This window comes from Lunatimonas lonarensis (genome assembly GCF_000390185.1).
GTDB classification, from domain to species: Bacteria; Bacteroidota; Bacteroidia; order Cytophagales; family Cyclobacteriaceae; genus Lunatimonas; species Lunatimonas lonarensis.
In genome coordinates this window covers 1-15,617 of sequence record NZ_AQHR01000035.1, presented here as the reverse complement: position 1 = coordinate 15,617, position 15,617 = coordinate 1, and the positions used below count along the sequence as shown (strand labels likewise).

The following is a 15,617-nucleotide window of genomic DNA, read 5'->3' as shown; positions in this document are numbered from 1 at the left end:
TAATTTAAATACTTGAAATGAATCGCGGCTTACCCTTCCTTCTGATTCTTCTTATTCTTATCTCAGGCTGTAAGAGCCTTGAACAAAAGGGAATTGGCCAATTTGGCGCCGGTGAATACCAGATTGCCATCGCTACTTTCAATCAAATCCTCGAAAAGGAACCCGATAATCGACAAGCTAATTTCTATGTAGCAGAAAGCTTTCGTCTCTCCAACCGAGTAGAAAAATCGCTGCCCTATTATGAAAAACTGCTGGAGCAGGAGGAGAGTTTTGACTTTCATTTCTTCAGGGGCCAAAGCTTGAAGAGTCAAGGAAGGTATGAGGAAGCAGCAGAAGCATTCAAGGCATCGAAAGCCTTTACACAAGATGACCGACTTCAAGCCCGGGCCGATAAGGAAATCAGAAATCTTGAATATACTGCATCCATTGAGCCAATATGGCCGAACCATAAGCTGGAAAACTACGAGCTTCTGAATACCCCTGGTATCGAATATGCGCCTGTAGTAAGTGAAAACCACTTGTACTTCACCAGTTCCCGGGGAGGTGGAGGCGTTTATTCCGCGACCGGTCAAGGCTACACTAAGCTGTTCCGTGCCAGAGCTGACGGCGTAAAAGTGGACGTCCAAAATATCCAGCCTATCCCCGAGTTTCGAAATGAGCAGGGATTAAACCAAGGCACCATCGCCATAAGTCCAGACGGCAACACGATCGTCTACGCAAGGGGCAACACCGCCAGTAAGCGGGATCTTCCGGATGTAAGCCTGTTCGCCTCGTATTTTAGAGGAGGTGGGTTTACCGAACCGATATTCATGGCACTGAACGATGAACCCGGCTATTGGAACTCCACACCGGCATTCAGCCCAGACGGAGAGACTATTTACTTTGCTTCAAATCGACCCGGAGGCTACGGAGGGTTAGATCTATACAAGGCCACAAGGCTCGCAAACGGTGACTTTGGGAATGTACAGAATCTTGGACCGGAGATCAACACCGCCGGAAATGAGCTTTTTCCACGTCCTATGCCAAACGGAGAATTTTATTTTTCATCTGACGGACATCCGGGTTTCGGAAAACTGGATATTTTCGTCGCAAAGCAGGAAAATGGGAAAACGACTATCCGCAACCTTGGCCCCAACTTCAACTCTACCGCCGACGATTTTGGTATTTTCTTCACTAATTACCCGAAAGAGGGTTTTATCACTTCCAACCGAGAGGGCGGAAAGGGTGATGATGATATTTATTTCTTCCAAGACCTGACACCCAAGCCAAAAGTGGTCAATGTTATTCTTAACATTACCACACTGGCCACTACCGAATCGGGATCGGAGGAAGTGCTACCCCAAACGAGGGTAATGTTATATGACCAAAACAACCAAAACATAGACGGAAATTTTTCGAATCAAAACGGGCGGCTACGCTTTCAGCTTCAACCGGATCAGAACTTCAGCATCATTGCTTCAAAGAACGGGTATTTCAACAGGAGCCTCACCTACAGTACAATTGGCAAAACCCCACGCCCGGAGGAGCTTATTCAAGATGTAACCAATGTGGTACTTGACACGGTGATCGTGCTTGATCCATTGATTTTGGAGCGGGCAATCGTGTTGGAAAACATCTATTACGATTTGGATAAGGCAGATATCCGCCCGGACGCAGCACTTGAACTCGACAAACTGGTGCAGATATTGAAAGACAATCCCCAGATACGCATTGAATTGAGCTCTCATACCGATGCCCGCGCAAGCGACAGCTACAATGACAACCTTTCACAGCGGAGGGCAGAATCTGCGGTACAGTACCTGATCTCACAGGGGATAGCCGCCGACCGACTGGAGGCCAAGGGATATGGTAAGCGCCAACTGATCATTGAAAATGCGCAGACGGAAGAGGAACACCAAGTGAACCGAAGGACGGAGTTTAAAGTGATAGAAATCACCCAATAAATTGCGTACCTTTGGCCGCTGACCAGCCAAGTACCCAGCTTATGAATGAACGGTATATGCAGCGGGGGGTTTCCGCATCCAAAGAAGACGTACATCAGGCGATTGCAAACCTGGACAAAGGACTTTTTCCGAAAGCATTTTGTAAAATCGTGGAGGACGTCCTGGGAAACGACCCCTCCTATTGCAATGTAATGCATGCGGATGGCGCAGGAACCAAATCCTCCCTCGCCTATCTGTATTGGAAACAAACGGGAGACCTTAGCGTTTGGAAGGGCATTGCCCAGGACGCGATCATCATGAATATCGATGATCTCCTGTGCGTAGGTGCCATCAATAACATCCTTGTTTCCTCCACCATCGGAAGAAACAAAAACCTAATCCCAGGTGAAGTAATTGCTGCCATTATAAACGGCACAGAAGAAGTCCTCCAATTGTTGCGGGATCATGGGGTACACGCCGTTCTTACTGGCGGGGAAACTGCCGACGTGGGCGACCTAGTGCGAACTATTATTGTAGATAGTACCGTAACCTGCCGGATGCGGCGGGATGAGGTGATTTCAAACGATCGCATAAGGCCCGGGGATGTAATCGTAGGTCTAGCCTCCTTTGGCCAGGCATCCTACGAGGCAGAATACAATGGAGGGATGGGAAGTAACGGCCTCACTTCAGCACGGCACGACGTCTTTGGCAAAGAACTTATGCGGACGTTTCCCGAAAGCTTTGACCCAGCGGTTCCCTCAGAATTGGTTTACAGCGGTCGTTTCGGCCTTACCGATCCTGCCCCTGGCACACCCCTCGATATGGGAAAATTGGTGCTTTCTCCAACCCGTACCTATGCACCCATCATGGCAGCGATATTCAAAACGCTGAAATCCCAGTTACATGGGGCGGTACATTGTAGCGGAGGAGCACAGACAAAAGTGCTTCACTTCGTGGAAAACCTACATGTGGTCAAAGACAACCTGTTTGAAACACCTCCCTTATTCAAGTTGATACAAGAACAGAGTGGCACAGACTGGAAGGAAATGTATAAGGTTTTTAACATGGGGCATCGTATGGAACTCTACATGGATCAATCCCACGCTGATGAGGTGATCGCCATAGCCAACTCGTTTGGGGTAGACGCTCAGGTAGTAGGGCACGTAGAAAAGGGAGACGGAAAATCACTGACCATCAAAAGTCCCCATGGCACCTATTTTTACGAAGCATAACCTAATTTAGTCTGCGTTTGGAGGCATGGTGATTAAGCTACTAAAGGGGATCGGAGCGGTTTTGGCCTTCATGCTGTTGATGGCTGTCTCCACGATTACGTTCATCGACTGGACCCCATACACCGAAACCTCCTATTACAAAGAAACCATGGCCGCAATAGACACTGCGACATGGAGCACTTCCGATAGCGGCTATCTTTTAGCCGGATGGTCAAAGGAAAACAGCACACCTGATGAACCGAAACCTCTCATCCCCTACAAACCTCGTGGCAATTATGAGTTTGTGTTGGACAGCAACTTCGTACGCACCCTTGTGATAGGAAATGGCAGCGATTTTGTGGCCTTTGTCAACTTTGAGATTTTGTTTGTACATCCTTACCTCGCGGCAGCGGTGAAAAAGCGTGTACAGGAAACCAACCCAAACCTAAAAAACCTTTATTTCACCACCACGCATGCCCATAGTGGGTTCGGAGGCTATTCACCGGGCTTGATCGGAAAGCTAACCATGGGTGGTATGGATCAGGAAGTTGTGGATCTATTGGCCGATCGGACCGCTAAAAGCCTGGACAAAGCTTGGAGCACGCTGGATACCGTGAGTATCGAATACAGAAAAAACAATGCAGCGCCCTTTGTCACCAACCGGCTTATTGCGGGGGATCCTATAGACCCCTTTCTTCGACGTCTTAGAATGGAAAAACAATCAGGAGAAGTCGCTGAACTAACTACATTTAGCGCCCACTCCACCCTTCTTTCGGCAAAATTTATGGGTCTTTCCGGTGACTACCCCTTTTATTTTACCGTGTTTCGGGAAGAAGAGATTGACTTTTCTCTTTTTGCATCGGGCACGGTTGGCAGCCATCGGCCTGTTGGATTTGGAGCAGACCCTTCGGGAATAGAGCGGTACGCCTTTGCGTTGGATTCATTGGTAAGGGCAGATACATCGGGATTAAACATCTCTACCGAGCTTACACGTTTTGCGACAGCAAGGATACCTGTGAAGTTGCGGTCTTCGCATTTCCGGATTTCCGAAAAATTCCGCCTCAGGCCTTGGCTTTTTGATCTCATTTATGGAGACAGCCCTGCCCATGTTGACGTTGTATTGCTGGGAAATAACCTTTTCCTATCCAGTAGCGGGGAGCTATCAGGGGTATTCTACGAAGATTGGGACCACGCTGCCCAAGATCTGGGCTTAAACCTCTTTGTCACTTGTTTTAATGGTGGATATATCGGCTACATTACGCCGGATGAATACTACGAAAAGAAATTGTACGAAACCTGGGACATGAATTTCTTTGGCCCCTACAACGGAGCTTACCATTCGGAGATTTTCCAAAAACTCATCCAAAAAGCAGGCAATATTCGCTAGGGCGCAACCCAATGCATTTCCCAGTGGTCACGGTTCTTCACAAACTCAGCCCTAAGGTGGGTTAGCCCATCCAGTTGCATCACATCCAATTTTTTCACCTCCAGCATAACCGCCGCAAAAAAGCGATCGTCTACCTTTTCTATCCAATGGTGTGCATCGGCCGGTGTTGCAATACGATGTCCGGGATAGACCACAGAACCATAGGCCTTTCGGGCCTCCCCTTTCACCTGATCCCAAAAGGAAGCGCTTATTTCGTCTTGGTGGTGGATATTGGCCCTGGCTTTTACCCTAACCTGAAAGCGCTTTTCTGGATGATAAAAGACGGCTGCAACTTCCGAATTCTTAAGGATTTGTCCCACTTTTGAAGACCTCGAATCCGTAAAAAACCAAAGGGCTAGATCGGAAGTGGTATGGCGAAGCACCACGTACCGTGCATCCGCCCCTGATGTGCAAAAGGGGAAGAAGTGAAACGGATGATTCGGCAAAGAAGCACCCAGTTTCAGTTCCTCCCGTACTCTATGTAGCACTTCGTCAAGAGAAGTTTTTCCGTCAAACAGCATCGATTTATACGATTTTTTTTCATCGTCCAGTGGGGGCAACCATTGATCCTCCACCAGCAAATGTAGCTAGGAATCAACAAATGATGTGTTTTTTCAGAAACGTTTATCGGGTATTTACAACTTTCTCCACTTGATCGTGCAGCCAATCGCCCGGGTACGCTCTTCTGGCACGGTACCGCCGGTTAGCAAAGCAGACACTGCATCTTCCACATATCGTTTGGTTACCGCTGACTCATCCTGATAGTTGTTGTCAATCGCACCAATATACCTCACAATATATTCATTTCCGGATTTCTCGAGCAAATAGACTTGGGGAGTATTCGTTGCCCCGTAGGCTCTGGTTATTTCCTGGGTTTCATCAAATGCGTAAGAAAACGGGAAACCCTTCTTTTTGGCTCGCTCTTGCATCTTTTCGAAGCTATCTCCGGGACTGATTTTTGGATCATTTGGATTGATGGCTATTAATGGATAGCCCATGGGTGCAAATTTATTGTGCAGTTCGATCATTCTGTCTTCGTACGCAACCACATAAGGGCAGGTATTACAGGAAAAAACGACCAAAAAACCTTTTGCATCCGAATGGTTTTTCAATGAGACCCTTTCCCCATTGACCGTAGGCAAATCAAAATCAATGGCTTTATCCCCTACTTGATAGCCCTGTTGGGCAAAGGAAGTGGATAAACCTACGAGCGTGACCAGTAAAGCAGCGAGTAATAACGGAAGTTTGTTCATGGCGTTCGTTATTTTAGTTTAGTAATCAGATTCTTCAACTCATCCTCGTTAAGCTCTCCTTCGTGAAAAAACCTACTACCATCGGGCTTTACGAAAAGCGTAGCCGGAATCGCCCCAGACCAGTCTGCATTTACCTTACCGATCCAACTGTTAAAATCAACGTCATTCAGCAGAAACACCGGAGACTTGATCGCCCGTCGTTCTATGAAGGTATTGACTCGCTCAGGCTTACGTCCATCGTCAAGCGAAATAAACACCAGTTCAAGGTTCGGATCTTCCGCATTTACCTTTTCAAACGCCGGCATTTCCTTAACACAGGGGGCGCACCAAGTAGCCCAGAAATTGTAGATCACCAACTTATCTGAAGCCTTCTTGGTCATGCCATCAAAGTCGGAAAATGAGATAATCTTAACATCCGCCTTGTTCTCGCTAGGATCAGCAATGAAATCCACAAATAAAAAGAAACACAACAATGTGGAAAACAAATAGTGCATAGCAGGGGGAATTTATACGAACGACAAACTGGTTCCCATCGAATGGGAGACATTTAATACTACGAGATGAAGCTCAAGAGGTTGTCCTTTGAAGTCTCAAAAAAAACACGGATTTCATTGGGCCAGTATCTGCTTTATATAATAGATACTTTGTGGGATCTGACTTACCGAACGGGAGGACTCGTCTTCAATAATCAGGTATTCCACACCATTACGTTTGGCTTGACGGATGATTCCAGCAATATCGATGTCACCGGTGCCAAGCACCACGTTTGACTCTACATCTCCCGTACCATCATAAGTGCCGGGAGTACCTTTTTCTCTGTCTTTTAGGTGAATCAATGGGAATCTGTCCGGATGTTTTTGAAGCAACGTCAGTGGATTCGCTCCTCCCATCTGAACCCAAAAGACATCCATCTGAAAATCAAAGTCTGAAGCGTTGGCCAGCATATAATCAAACAGGGTACCCCCTTCGTGGGGCCCAAATTCATACCCGTGGGGATGATAACAAAACTTCAGCCCGGCACTTTTTGCCAATTTACCGGCTGCATTAAATACCCTAACAGCCTCCCTTGCTTCGCTTTCACCAAAACGCCCGGAAGTGTGCGGAATCCAAAAAGTAACGATGTAATTAGCACCAAATGCCTTGGCGCGTCCAATAACTGCATCAGGGCTGTCCCTCATCTCTTCAAACGAGGCTCCTATTGACACCATTTTCAATCCCTTTTCTTTCAAAAACGCCCGATAATCCGCATCCGACATACCGTAGGTGCCTCCCCCCTCAATATATTGGACACCCCACTGACCAATGATCTCGTGGTATTGGTCAACATCCACCTTCATTTGATTTCGAAGACTATACAACTGGAGGGCAATTTCTTGGGCATGGGTTGATGCCAGTGTTCCGGAAAAGAGGCAAGTAGCTAACAAGACACCTAACTTGGCATAAAAGCGGTTCATAATAGTTGGGTTTAATGGATAATTAGTCAGAAGAGCTGCAACAGTGCAAGAGTCCTCTATTTAAAAACGAGAATCATGGGAGTCATGAGCGAGGGCAAACCAATCTAGTAAATTTGACCGTTTGGTAGCTATCAATTTTCTCTAAACTTATCTATCACGTAGAGAAACAAGTTGAAAGAAAGGGTAGATTTCCCCTCTTGCTTGTTGTCCCTCTCGTCGGACGTTCCCTTCTCTCTAAACGAACTGTAATCCCTGCCTTCCTCAGGTTTCTCGGGCTGTTCCCTTTTGATCACACTGTAGTCTGAAGTTACCTCTTTGGTCGATTGGGAAGGTTCCTCGACCCTTATCACATCTGAATAAGATCTCTCCTTATCCGACTGCCCAAGAGCATTACCCAGATTAAAAAACAAACAAAATAGACCCATACACCCGATTAAAATAAATTGTTTAGGAGAGAAGGCAAGCGTTTTCATGGGTAAAGGTGTCTATTTACTTATACTACCGTTTCATTCAACATTATGTTTTCAAATATAATTAATTCAACGGATTTTTCAAAAAATCCGTACAATGCTTCCCGAATTTCCAAAAACCAAATGTGATCTGCTTTCTTTAATTTTAGTAGCTTTGGCTGACGTTACGATTCGCTACCAAATACTGGCTTATGATTTCTTCCATTACCCCTATTCAGTTAGCCACTATCATCCACGCAGACCATAAAATCGATGCTCCCGAGCTATCGATTTCCCACGTAGGGATCGATTCACGTAAACTACTGGATGGTAAAACCACAGTGTTTTTTTCGCTGCGGGGAGGCCAATGGGATGGCCATGATTTTCTAAATAATTGCTATCGTAGCGGAGTAAGGAATTTTGTCATTGCCGCGGACAGAGCCCCAGTGTCTGGAGGCGATGATTTTGAGGCCTGTAATTTTTTTGTTGTCCCGGATACGTTGATTGCACTACAGGCACTGGCAGCATGGAACCGCGCGCAATTTAAGGGACCAGTAGTCGGTATTACGGGAAGCAACGGAAAAACAATTGTCAAAGAGTGGCTGGGGCAGCTGCTTTCGACTGCCTTTCTGACCGCTAAAAGTCCAAAAAGCTTCAATAGCCAGCTTGGTGTACCCCTTTCCATTTTTTCCATTGCTCCCTATCATCAGGTGGCGGTTTTGGAAGCGGGCATTTCCCTTCCAGGGGAAATGGAACGACTTGAAAAAATGATTCGCCCCAGTGTAGGAATCCTAACCAATATCGGAACCGCCCACAGTCAGCACTTCACCGGTGAATCCCAGAAACTGGAGGAAAAACTGACGCTGTTCAACCAAACAGACTATCTTATCTACCGAAAGGAACAAGGTCTGGTCGCCGCGACCGTCGAACGTGTCTTTCCAAAGGAACGTCTGGTCTCTTGGTCGGAAAATTTGGATTCCGACTATCATCTTCGGGTAAAAAAACAAGCCGGAGGCAGTCGAATATTTCTGGTAAAACCCGATCTCAGTATCAGGACCTTCCATACGCCTTTCACGGATGAAGCGTCGCTGGAGAATCTACGCCATGCCATCGTGGCCGCCTCCGTCTTGGGAATGGATCCACAAACCATCGAGCTTGGAGTTCAACAGTTGCGGCCGGTGGATATGCGCCTAACAAGTAAGTCCGGCAGGCGCAACTGCACACTGATTGACGATACATACAACAATGATCTGGCAGGGCTGGAGATAGCACTGGACTTCATGCAGTCACAGCGAAGAAAAAAAAGGCGCATACTGGTACTTTCCGACTTTCCGCAAATCAAACATTCCGAAAAGGTGTACAATCGAGTCGTGCAACTGCTTAACCATTACCAAGTCGACCAATTGATAGGTATAGGACCAGCCATCGGCAGTAGCGTGGCAGAATCGGAGGTTTCCGCCGATTTCTTTGACAGCACCGAGGAATTTCTGGCCAGCGACCTCATCCATAGCTTTGAAGACGCTGTGATACTGATCAAAGGGGGGCGAACCTTCGGCTTCGAACGGATTGTCCATGCACTGGAGGAACAGGTACATGGCACCGTATTGGAGATAAACTTGAATGCACTGACGCATAACTTTCATTTCTACAAACAGAAACTGCCTCCGACTACCAAACTGATGGCGATGGTGAAAGCTGCCGCCTATGGTGGTGGCGCAACGGAAATTGCCAATCACCTCCAGAAATTAAAGGTCGACTATCTGTCTGTAGCCTATTCAGACGAAGGCGCGCAACTACGCGAAAAAGGAATCACCCTGCCCATTATGGTATTGAACGTATCTGCCGATAACCTGCCCCAGATCATCCAGTACCGCTTGGAACCTGTGATTTACAGCCCGAGAATCCTTCGGATATTTGGGGAACACGCACAAAACGTACAAGAGACCATCGCCATTCACTTGGATATAGACAGTGGCATGAGGAGGTTGGGATTCGAACCCAGCGAGGTGGGGGAACTTACCGATCTGCTGAAATCATACCCCAACCTGAGGGTTCAAAGCATATTTACCCACCTCACCAGTACCGACAATGCCGAACATGACCCTTTTACCCTACGGCAGCTGGAGGTTTTTCAGGAATTTACGGCGGAATTCACGCAACGATTGGGCTATAGACCCTTGGTTCATGCGCTTAATACTGCAGGAATACTACGCTTTCCCGACCATTCCTTCGACATGGTTCGCCTGGGTATAGGACTCTACGGTATCAGCGTAGACCACTTATCAGCGGACAAACTGCAACAGGTAGGTACGCTAAAAACGACGATTTCCCAGATCAAAGAGCTCAAAAAAGACGATCGGATCGGATACAACAGGGCGGGTATCATGCCCGACCACGGCAAGATTGCGACCATTGGCCTTGGGTATGCCGACGGCTTCGACCGCCGCTTTAGCAATGGTAGGGGCTATGTCCTGATCAATGGACAGAAAGCTCCCGTAATCGGAAATGTCTGCATGGATATGACCATGGTAAATATCACTGGAATAGACGCCAAAGAGGGAGACGAAGCCATTGTATTTGGGGAGGGGATAGACCTGCCCAAGCTGGCGTCGCATATAGGAACCATCCCGTATGAACTCCTCACAGGCATCAGTTCCCGGGTAAAGCGGGTTTATTTTCTTGATTAACCAATCCGGTCGGAAATACTAGCGAGTTCTAGCAAATATTTATTTTCTTTGTAGCTTTACTACGGCAATTATAACACCTTTCCTGTTGAAAAATTTTAGTTGTTTCTTGGATCGCTCCCAGCTAGGTTGGTTCTTTTTCAATAAATGCCATGGGCTTTTACTTTTAGGCCTTCTCAGTGCTTTTTATGCCTGCTCTCCGGAAATAAACGAGGACGTCCGCTTCTATACCAGTGACTTTGGATCGGGAAACCTGGAAAATTTCACGAATGCAAAACTGGGCACCTTCAACGAAAAGAGCGTGGTAGGTTTCTATCACAACGACACCGTAACCCTTTCGCTGTCAGGTCTTCCGGCACACGATGCCCTGAAAATAAGCTTCGAACTGTACGTACACGATAGTTGGGATGGAAACGTAATGGACGTTGGCGGACCGGATCTTTGGATGTTGGATGTGGATGGCGTAGAGATTATGCGAACGACCTTCTCCAACAGTCCCTGCACCTCATCCTACTGCCTGCAGCAATCATTCCCTGGAACCTACCCCAGCTTCAATAACCCTAAAACCGGAGCCACTTCAGGCACTCTTCCGGGCCGCTGCCAGTACCAAAACGTGGCAGGCTGGACATCTGTATACCACCTCACTCAACTAGTGCCCCACCGAGGAAACGCCGTAGAAATCCGCTTCAGGGACCAGATAAAACAAACCAATGCGAGAAACGCTCTCTGTGACGAAAGCTGGTCTCTCGGCAGTGTAAGTGTTAGCACAGTTACTATCCGGTAGGGAGTCAACAGCCGTTAATCAACTCCTCTACTATCTATTTCCAATAGAAACTGTAGCACCAGCGAAGTCGCTTGAAAGAAAAATTCCGGATCGATGTTTTCAAAGGTGTCGGTAGGCTTGTGGTAATCTTTGTGATCATCTACCCCGAAGTAGACAAATGGTATGCCCTCCCTGTGAAAAGGTGTATGATCGGAAGAATTGGTCCAATCCTGGCCTCCCTGCTCTCCATCATTGCCCATTACCAAGTCTATAGAAGCAGTGGCCCTTACAGCCTCTAAAGCCGGCTTCAACTGGGGATAATGACGGGTCCCGACCGCATATAGCCGGTTCGTGGTACTTCTGCTGATCATGTCCATATTTACCACCAAGGCGATCTGCTCCAATGGAAACGGGAAATCCGCCACCAATGCCTTGGATCCCAACATCCCTATCTCCTCCGCATCCACAGCCGCAAACATCATGGAGTGCGCAGGACGGAGGTTGGAGAAATATTCGGCAATATGCAACAGGGCCGAAACCCCGGACGCATTGTCGTCAGCACCCAAATACAAATCCTCTCCCTTTCTTCCCAAGTGGTCGAAATGAGCGAGCACAAGAATGAGCTTGTCTGACGACGCACCAGGGATGAAGCCTACAATATTTGCTCCGAAGGGGGTACGCTTGTCGGGAAAACGTTCCTTGATCGAAAAAGGCTGCACAAAGCCTTTATACTGGGACATCATGCCCAGTTCCTTAAACCTCGAGGCGATAAACTCCTGCGCCAATCTACTGCCATCCGTAAGTGGTGCCCTACCCTCCAAGGCGGGTGAAGAAAGGTAACGGATGTCGGCAAGAAGACGGCCTCTGTCTATTCCCTGCCCGGCACCCAAATGCGACAGAACAAGAAAACAAGCGAGAAACAAATACCTCGCAGGGGTCATATGTAAATTGTGTGCCATTCGTTATGTATATTCGTGAAATTACTAAACTTTGTGAACAGGAACTTTGAAGTCCATGAAATATATTTTGGCATTTGGCTTTGCATGTTCAGTAATGCTATCTTCTCTTGCCCAAGAATCCGTCGTCAACAGCTTTTTGGATGGAAAATCAGTAATCCTGATTTCCGCTTCACAGGCCGTAGAACCAGTTTATAGTTGGCAGGAAATTGCTAACGAAATTCACGCCGCGCTGGTTGCCGCAGGCGGGGATCCGGTAGCCTACTACGAACTGGAAGACGTGGTGCTTACAGAAGGTAATCAGCGTGCGTATGCGGAGGCTTTTTCAAGGAGATTGATACGAAATGTAGGGGTCATCACACGACCGGCCAACGGAAACTTCCATATCCACTTGGCTCCCTTTTCCCAAGATCAGGCGTTGGTTCGTCCAGGCCAAGGGCTCAGCGCACAGGCAAATGATCTCAGCTCGTTCAAAACTACCATACTAAACCTTATTGGAAATCAACCCAGTAGCAATTTTCTGGTGTTGGATGTTCCGGAATTCCCAACACCCCCAACAGGAGGTACGGGTGCCACAACTGCATCCTATTTCCAGCAGGCACCGCTTAACCTAAACGTTTTCCGCCTCGGAGTACTTTTGTCGGGTGCCGCCGGTGATGAGGGTTACCTCAATACCTTCCGACAAGATCTGTTCGGAAAAACTCCTCAGCAACTTCAAGCGGAGCAACTCGAAGAACGACAAGGCCTCGAACGGATTTTTGGGGACAACTACCCCTACGAGGTTGCTTTTTTGACCGAATCATCTTCGAATCAGCAGCTGATCCAAAATAGGATCCAGTTTATGTTGATGCGCATAGAAGGTAGAGAAACAGATATTATGAGAACCATGGGGGTGAGTGTACCCAGCGACCGGGACACCAACCGTATCGTAGTCAAATTCTATATTAAACTTTTGGTAAGAAATGAACTCTACATCGGCGCCGAATGGGACGCGGATCCGGACTGGCGAAAAGCGTTGGCAAACTTTCTGAGCCAAATCAGCGGATAAACGGACACTGAAAACAACGTTCTGTACACGAGCCAGCGGTAGTCAGGTTAGCTAAAAAAACTAAAGGCATGCCCGGATTCAGGCATGCCCAACACAAGATAGGTAATTGGTTTTTAATTGTGGGTGACAAACAACCTTTCTCCTTCTACGTGTAGCTCGTTTTGGCACTGGTTTTCGACGATCGGAAACGAAACACTAGACCAGTTGCCTTATTTTATCAGTTACGTTTGCGCTGCTTCCGGGGTTTCCATTTTTATCCCCCCTCAAGGCGTTGTCCTTTTAGAGATGCTTTAGCCCCTTTGCTATGAACATCAGAAACTATTGGTACAAATCCTTGTTCAGAAATGGAATCAACGCCAATAACACCGCCTGCTTATAATACAGTGAGCGATTAACAATCCCCTTGGTCAGTAGACCGACTGCGCCGCCACGTTGCTTGGTATTCTCCTTGGAGAATACCATATCATCTGCATCCCCGAGTTCGATCCCTTTTTTTACCAACACCTTGATCGCATCCGGAAGAAAGAAGGTTCCGGTCTTTGCTTTTCCAATGATCGTACTCCCATTTAAGATTACAACCCACGCAAAAGCGACCATCTGATCGCCGACCTCGTCCACACCGCCTTCGATCCCCACCCAGCAATCGGCCTCCGGAAATGCCCTCTTGGATGCAGCCGCCCGGTTATAGGCACCTGTATAGGTTTCTACGTCGCCAAAGGGCTGTCTATTCACCTGGGAGTCTACATTCATACCCTGAACGATAATCTGATCCTCGAAAGCTGCCTGAAAGGCGTCTTCCACACATTGGATCTTTACCGGATTCCTACTTCCTACGATGATCAGTTTCTCTCTGCCCTGTGGAGGAATCTCCTGTAAGTTTTTTCTTTTTGGAAAAGCCATTCTTTTTTCTTGGTGGTAAAAAATGGCACTAGGCCATGTTGTGATAAACGTGGTTGACGTCGTCATCTTCCTCCATACGCTCAATCATTTTATTGACGTCTTCCTCCTGCTCAGGTGTCAATTCCGTATATGACATCGGAAACCGTTGGAAATCCGCGCTTATTATTTCAATTTGCCGCTCCTCGAGGGCTTTTTGCATGTTGCCAAAGTCTTCAAATGCTGTGTAGATATAGATCTCCCCTTCGTTTTCGTCGATGTCCTGTAGGCCAAAATCAATCAGCTCCAGCTCCAATTCCTCCATATCAAAGTCCGCTTTGGCAAACCGAAACACTGCCTTTCGCTCAAACATGAAGCTGACCGATCCGGACGTACCCAGCGATCCGCCCGCCTTGGTAAAGTAATGTCGAATATTGGCAACGGTACGGTTTATATTATCCGTGGCCGTCTCTACGATGATGGCCACGCCATGGGGAGCATATCCTTCATAAACGACCTCTTCATAATCTTTCTCATCCTTGTTGCTTGCCCTCGCGATTGCCGCTTCGATTCGGTCTTTGGGCATGGCAGCACCCTTTGCATTTTGGATCACAGTACGAAGCTTCGCATTCGTGGTAGGATCCGGGCCACCACCCTTCACAGCTATTACGATCTCCTTGCCCAACCGGGTGAAGACCTTCGACATTTTACTCCATCGCTTGAATTTTCGCTCTTTTCTAAATTCAAAAGCTCTTCCCATATAGCTTGATTTTTCTGCGTGGTAAAATTAGCAAATTTTTCGAAAAGGCACCGTTAACGTACCTACAATAATCTATTTCGCCAAAATATCGCCACAAACCAAAAATTATTCTTTCAGACGCCTCCTATTCAGGTTTCACTACGTCCGTTTTCCTGCCTTTAAACCAAATTAAGGTTTCTTAACAATTTACTTCCGCCCACTGATTAAACCGAGGAGGCCTAAAGCGGTCTAACCGTCAGATTACACAATGAATGAAACTCCTCTGACCAGAACGGGCCCGGAAGGTCGGAGTAGCTAAAATCAAGTATAAATTAACTACAGGAAATCATGAAGAAGGTATTGATAATATTGGCGTTAAGCTTGGGATTTGTAGTGACTGCAACTGCCCAGCAAGAAGGAAGGCCTGAGAGAACGCCTGAAAAAATGGCAGAGCGCAGTGCAGCGCACCTAGCGGAAAAACTGGAGCTGGACGATGCCCAAAAGCAAAAAATCTACGAAATCCAGTTGCAGCACGCCGCTGAAAGAAAATCCGAAATGGAAGCCTTGCGAAAACAGATGCAGGCACGCCGTGAAGCCCAACAGGCCGAAATTTCAGCGGTGCTGACTCCCGAACAAAAAGAGAAATGGGAAGCCATGCACCAACAACGCAAGGAACGCTCCGAAGCGTGGAGTGGCCGAAGGGGAGAGCGTCGTGGGGAACAACCAATGCACAGAAAGCGGGGAGGCTATCCCGGCCCGCAACGGGGCGGACCCCGCTCAAATTCCTAGAGATTTAACCCACATTGCAGCTAACCGCTCAGAAGTAGTTGTTTTTT

General features: G+C 47.5%; 15 protein-coding genes. 7 read left to right on the top strand and 8 right to left on the bottom strand.

All coding sequences use genetic code 11. The features are described 5' to 3' along the window. The first annotated feature begins 17 nt into the window (after positions 1 to 17). Genes ADIS_RS04630 through ADIS_RS04620 form a run of 3 tightly spaced genes read left to right on the top strand, consistent with a single transcriptional unit; the run spans position 18 to position 4,520 of the window. Positions 18 to 1,943, top strand: coding sequence for an OmpA family protein (locus ADIS_RS04630; protein ID WP_010853185.1), 1,926 nt, complete (start codon positions 18 to 20; stop codon positions 1,941 to 1,943). Positions 1,944 to 1,984: 41 nt separating this feature from the next. Beyond that, positions 1,985 to 3,154 (top strand): AIR synthase related protein, encoded by a 1,170-nt coding sequence (locus tag ADIS_RS04625; protein ID WP_035804714.1) that lies wholly within the window; start codon positions 1,985 to 1,987, stop codon positions 3,152 to 3,154. A 25-nt stretch (positions 3,155 to 3,179) separates the two neighbouring features. Then, on the top strand, positions 3,180 to 4,520 hold the full coding sequence (locus ADIS_RS04620; RefSeq protein ID WP_010853183.1) for a neutral/alkaline non-lysosomal ceramidase N-terminal domain-containing protein: 1,341 nt from the start codon (positions 3,180 to 3,182) through the stop codon (positions 4,518 to 4,520). Here ADIS_RS04620 and ADIS_RS04615 read toward each other — a convergent pair. From ADIS_RS04615 to ADIS_RS04595, 5 genes are all read right to left on the bottom strand, one after another. Then, entirely contained in the window at positions 4,517 to 5,080 is a 564-nt protein-coding gene (locus ADIS_RS04615; protein WP_010853182.1) for a pyridoxamine 5'-phosphate oxidase family protein, read from the bottom strand. The genes ADIS_RS04620 and ADIS_RS04615 overlap by 4 nt on opposite strands. A 114-nt stretch (positions 5,081 to 5,194) precedes the next feature. Continuing rightward, complete coding sequence (locus ADIS_RS04610; RefSeq protein ID WP_010853181.1) at positions 5,195 to 5,812, bottom strand: thioredoxin family protein; 618 nt, start codon at positions 5,810 to 5,812, stop codon at positions 5,195 to 5,197. Positions 5,813 to 5,820: 8 nt separating this feature from the next. Continuing rightward, positions 5,821 to 6,306, bottom strand: coding sequence for a TlpA family protein disulfide reductase (locus ADIS_RS04605; RefSeq protein ID WP_010853180.1), 486 nt, complete (start codon positions 6,304 to 6,306; stop codon positions 5,821 to 5,823). Between the two features lie 114 nt (positions 6,307 to 6,420). After that, positions 6,421 to 7,266: a sugar phosphate isomerase/epimerase family protein gene (locus tag ADIS_RS04600; protein ID WP_010853179.1), complete on the bottom strand. Its 846-nt coding sequence runs from the start codon at positions 7,264 to 7,266 to the stop codon at positions 6,421 to 6,423. Between the two features lie 131 nt (positions 7,267 to 7,397). After that, positions 7,398 to 7,739 carry a hypothetical protein gene (locus ADIS_RS04595; RefSeq protein ID WP_035804694.1) on the bottom strand — a complete coding sequence of 114 codons (342 nt, stop codon included), beginning with the start codon at positions 7,737 to 7,739 and terminating at the stop codon, positions 7,398 to 7,400. Between the two features lie 188 nt (positions 7,740 to 7,927). Between ADIS_RS04595 and ADIS_RS04590 the strand changes: the two genes are divergently transcribed. Next, positions 7,928 to 10,402: a bifunctional UDP-N-acetylmuramoyl-tripeptide:D-alanyl-D-alanine ligase/alanine racemase gene (locus ADIS_RS04590; protein WP_010853177.1), complete on the top strand. Its 2,475-nt coding sequence runs from the start codon at positions 7,928 to 7,930 to the stop codon at positions 10,400 to 10,402. Positions 10,403 to 10,487: 85 nt separating this feature from the next. Continuing rightward, the gene (locus ADIS_RS04585; protein ID WP_010853176.1) at positions 10,488 to 11,183 is read left to right on the top strand and encodes a hypothetical protein; all 696 of its coding nucleotides are present in this window, start codon (positions 10,488 to 10,490) and stop codon (positions 11,181 to 11,183) included. Between the two features lie 14 nt (positions 11,184 to 11,197). On the opposite strand, the gene ADIS_RS04580 is transcribed toward ADIS_RS04585, so the two are convergent. After that, on the bottom strand, positions 11,198 to 12,121 hold the full coding sequence (locus tag ADIS_RS04580; protein ID WP_238325373.1) for a M28 family peptidase: 924 nt from the start codon (positions 12,119 to 12,121) through the stop codon (positions 11,198 to 11,200). Between the two features lie 55 nt (positions 12,122 to 12,176). Between ADIS_RS04580 and ADIS_RS04575 the strand changes: the two genes are divergently transcribed. Next, the gene (locus ADIS_RS04575; RefSeq protein WP_010853174.1) at positions 12,177 to 13,166 is read left to right on the top strand and encodes a hypothetical protein; all 990 of its coding nucleotides are present in this window, start codon (positions 12,177 to 12,179) and stop codon (positions 13,164 to 13,166) included. Positions 13,167 to 13,484: 318 nt separating this feature from the next. On the opposite strand, the gene yjjX is transcribed toward ADIS_RS04575, so the two are convergent. After that, positions 13,485 to 14,066: an inosine/xanthosine triphosphatase gene (gene yjjX / locus ADIS_RS04570; RefSeq protein ID WP_010853173.1), complete on the bottom strand. Its 582-nt coding sequence runs from the start codon at positions 14,064 to 14,066 to the stop codon at positions 13,485 to 13,487. Positions 14,067 to 14,094: 28 nt separating this feature from the next. Continuing rightward, entirely contained in the window at positions 14,095 to 14,802 is a 708-nt protein-coding gene (locus tag ADIS_RS04565; protein WP_010853172.1) for a YebC/PmpR family DNA-binding transcriptional regulator, read from the bottom strand. A gap of 327 nt (positions 14,803 to 15,129) precedes the next feature. On the opposite strand from ADIS_RS04565, the gene ADIS_RS04560 reads away from it, so the two are divergent. Next, positions 15,130 to 15,570 carry a Spy/CpxP family protein refolding chaperone gene (locus ADIS_RS04560; RefSeq protein WP_010853171.1) on the top strand — a complete coding sequence of 147 codons (441 nt, stop codon included), beginning with the start codon at positions 15,130 to 15,132 and terminating at the stop codon, positions 15,568 to 15,570. The last annotated feature ends 47 nt before the right edge of the window (positions 15,571 to 15,617 follow it).

Coding starts and splice junctions, on each gene's coding strand:
- ADIS_RS04630 (WP_010853185.1), top strand. CDS start 18: ATGAATCGCGGCTTACCCTTCCTTCTGATTCTTCTTATTCTTATCTCA.
- ADIS_RS04625 (WP_035804714.1), top strand. CDS start 1,985: ATGAATGAACGGTATATGCAGCGGGGGGTTTCCGCATCCAAAGAAGAC.
- ADIS_RS04620 (WP_010853183.1), top strand. CDS start 3,180: ATGGTGATTAAGCTACTAAAGGGGATCGGAGCGGTTTTGGCCTTCATG.
- ADIS_RS04615 (WP_010853182.1), bottom strand. CDS start 5,080: ATGCTGTTTGACGGAAAAACTTCTCTTGACGAAGTGCTACATAGAGTA.
- ADIS_RS04610 (WP_010853181.1), bottom strand. CDS start 5,812: ATGAACAAACTTCCGTTATTACTCGCTGCTTTACTGGTCACGCTCGTA.
- ADIS_RS04605 (WP_010853180.1), bottom strand. CDS start 6,306: ATGCACTATTTGTTTTCCACATTGTTGTGTTTCTTTTTATTTGTGGAT.
- ADIS_RS04600 (WP_010853179.1), bottom strand. CDS start 7,266: ATGAACCGCTTTTATGCCAAGTTAGGTGTCTTGTTAGCTACTTGCCTC.
- ADIS_RS04595 (WP_035804694.1), bottom strand. CDS start 7,739: ATGAAAACGCTTGCCTTCTCTCCTAAACAATTTATTTTAATCGGGTGT.
- ADIS_RS04590 (WP_010853177.1), top strand. CDS start 7,928: ATGATTTCTTCCATTACCCCTATTCAGTTAGCCACTATCATCCACGCA.
- ADIS_RS04580 (WP_238325373.1), bottom strand. CDS start 12,121: ATGGCACACAATTTACATATGACCCCTGCGAGGTATTTGTTTCTCGCT.
- ADIS_RS04575 (WP_010853174.1), top strand. CDS start 12,177: ATGAAATATATTTTGGCATTTGGCTTTGCATGTTCAGTAATGCTATCT.
- yjjX (WP_010853173.1), bottom strand. CDS start 14,066: ATGGCTTTTCCAAAAAGAAAAAACTTACAGGAGATTCCTCCACAGGGC.
- ADIS_RS04565 (WP_010853172.1), bottom strand. CDS start 14,802: ATGGGAAGAGCTTTTGAATTTAGAAAAGAGCGAAAATTCAAGCGATGG.
- ADIS_RS04560 (WP_010853171.1), top strand. CDS start 15,130: ATGAAGAAGGTATTGATAATATTGGCGTTAAGCTTGGGATTTGTAGTG.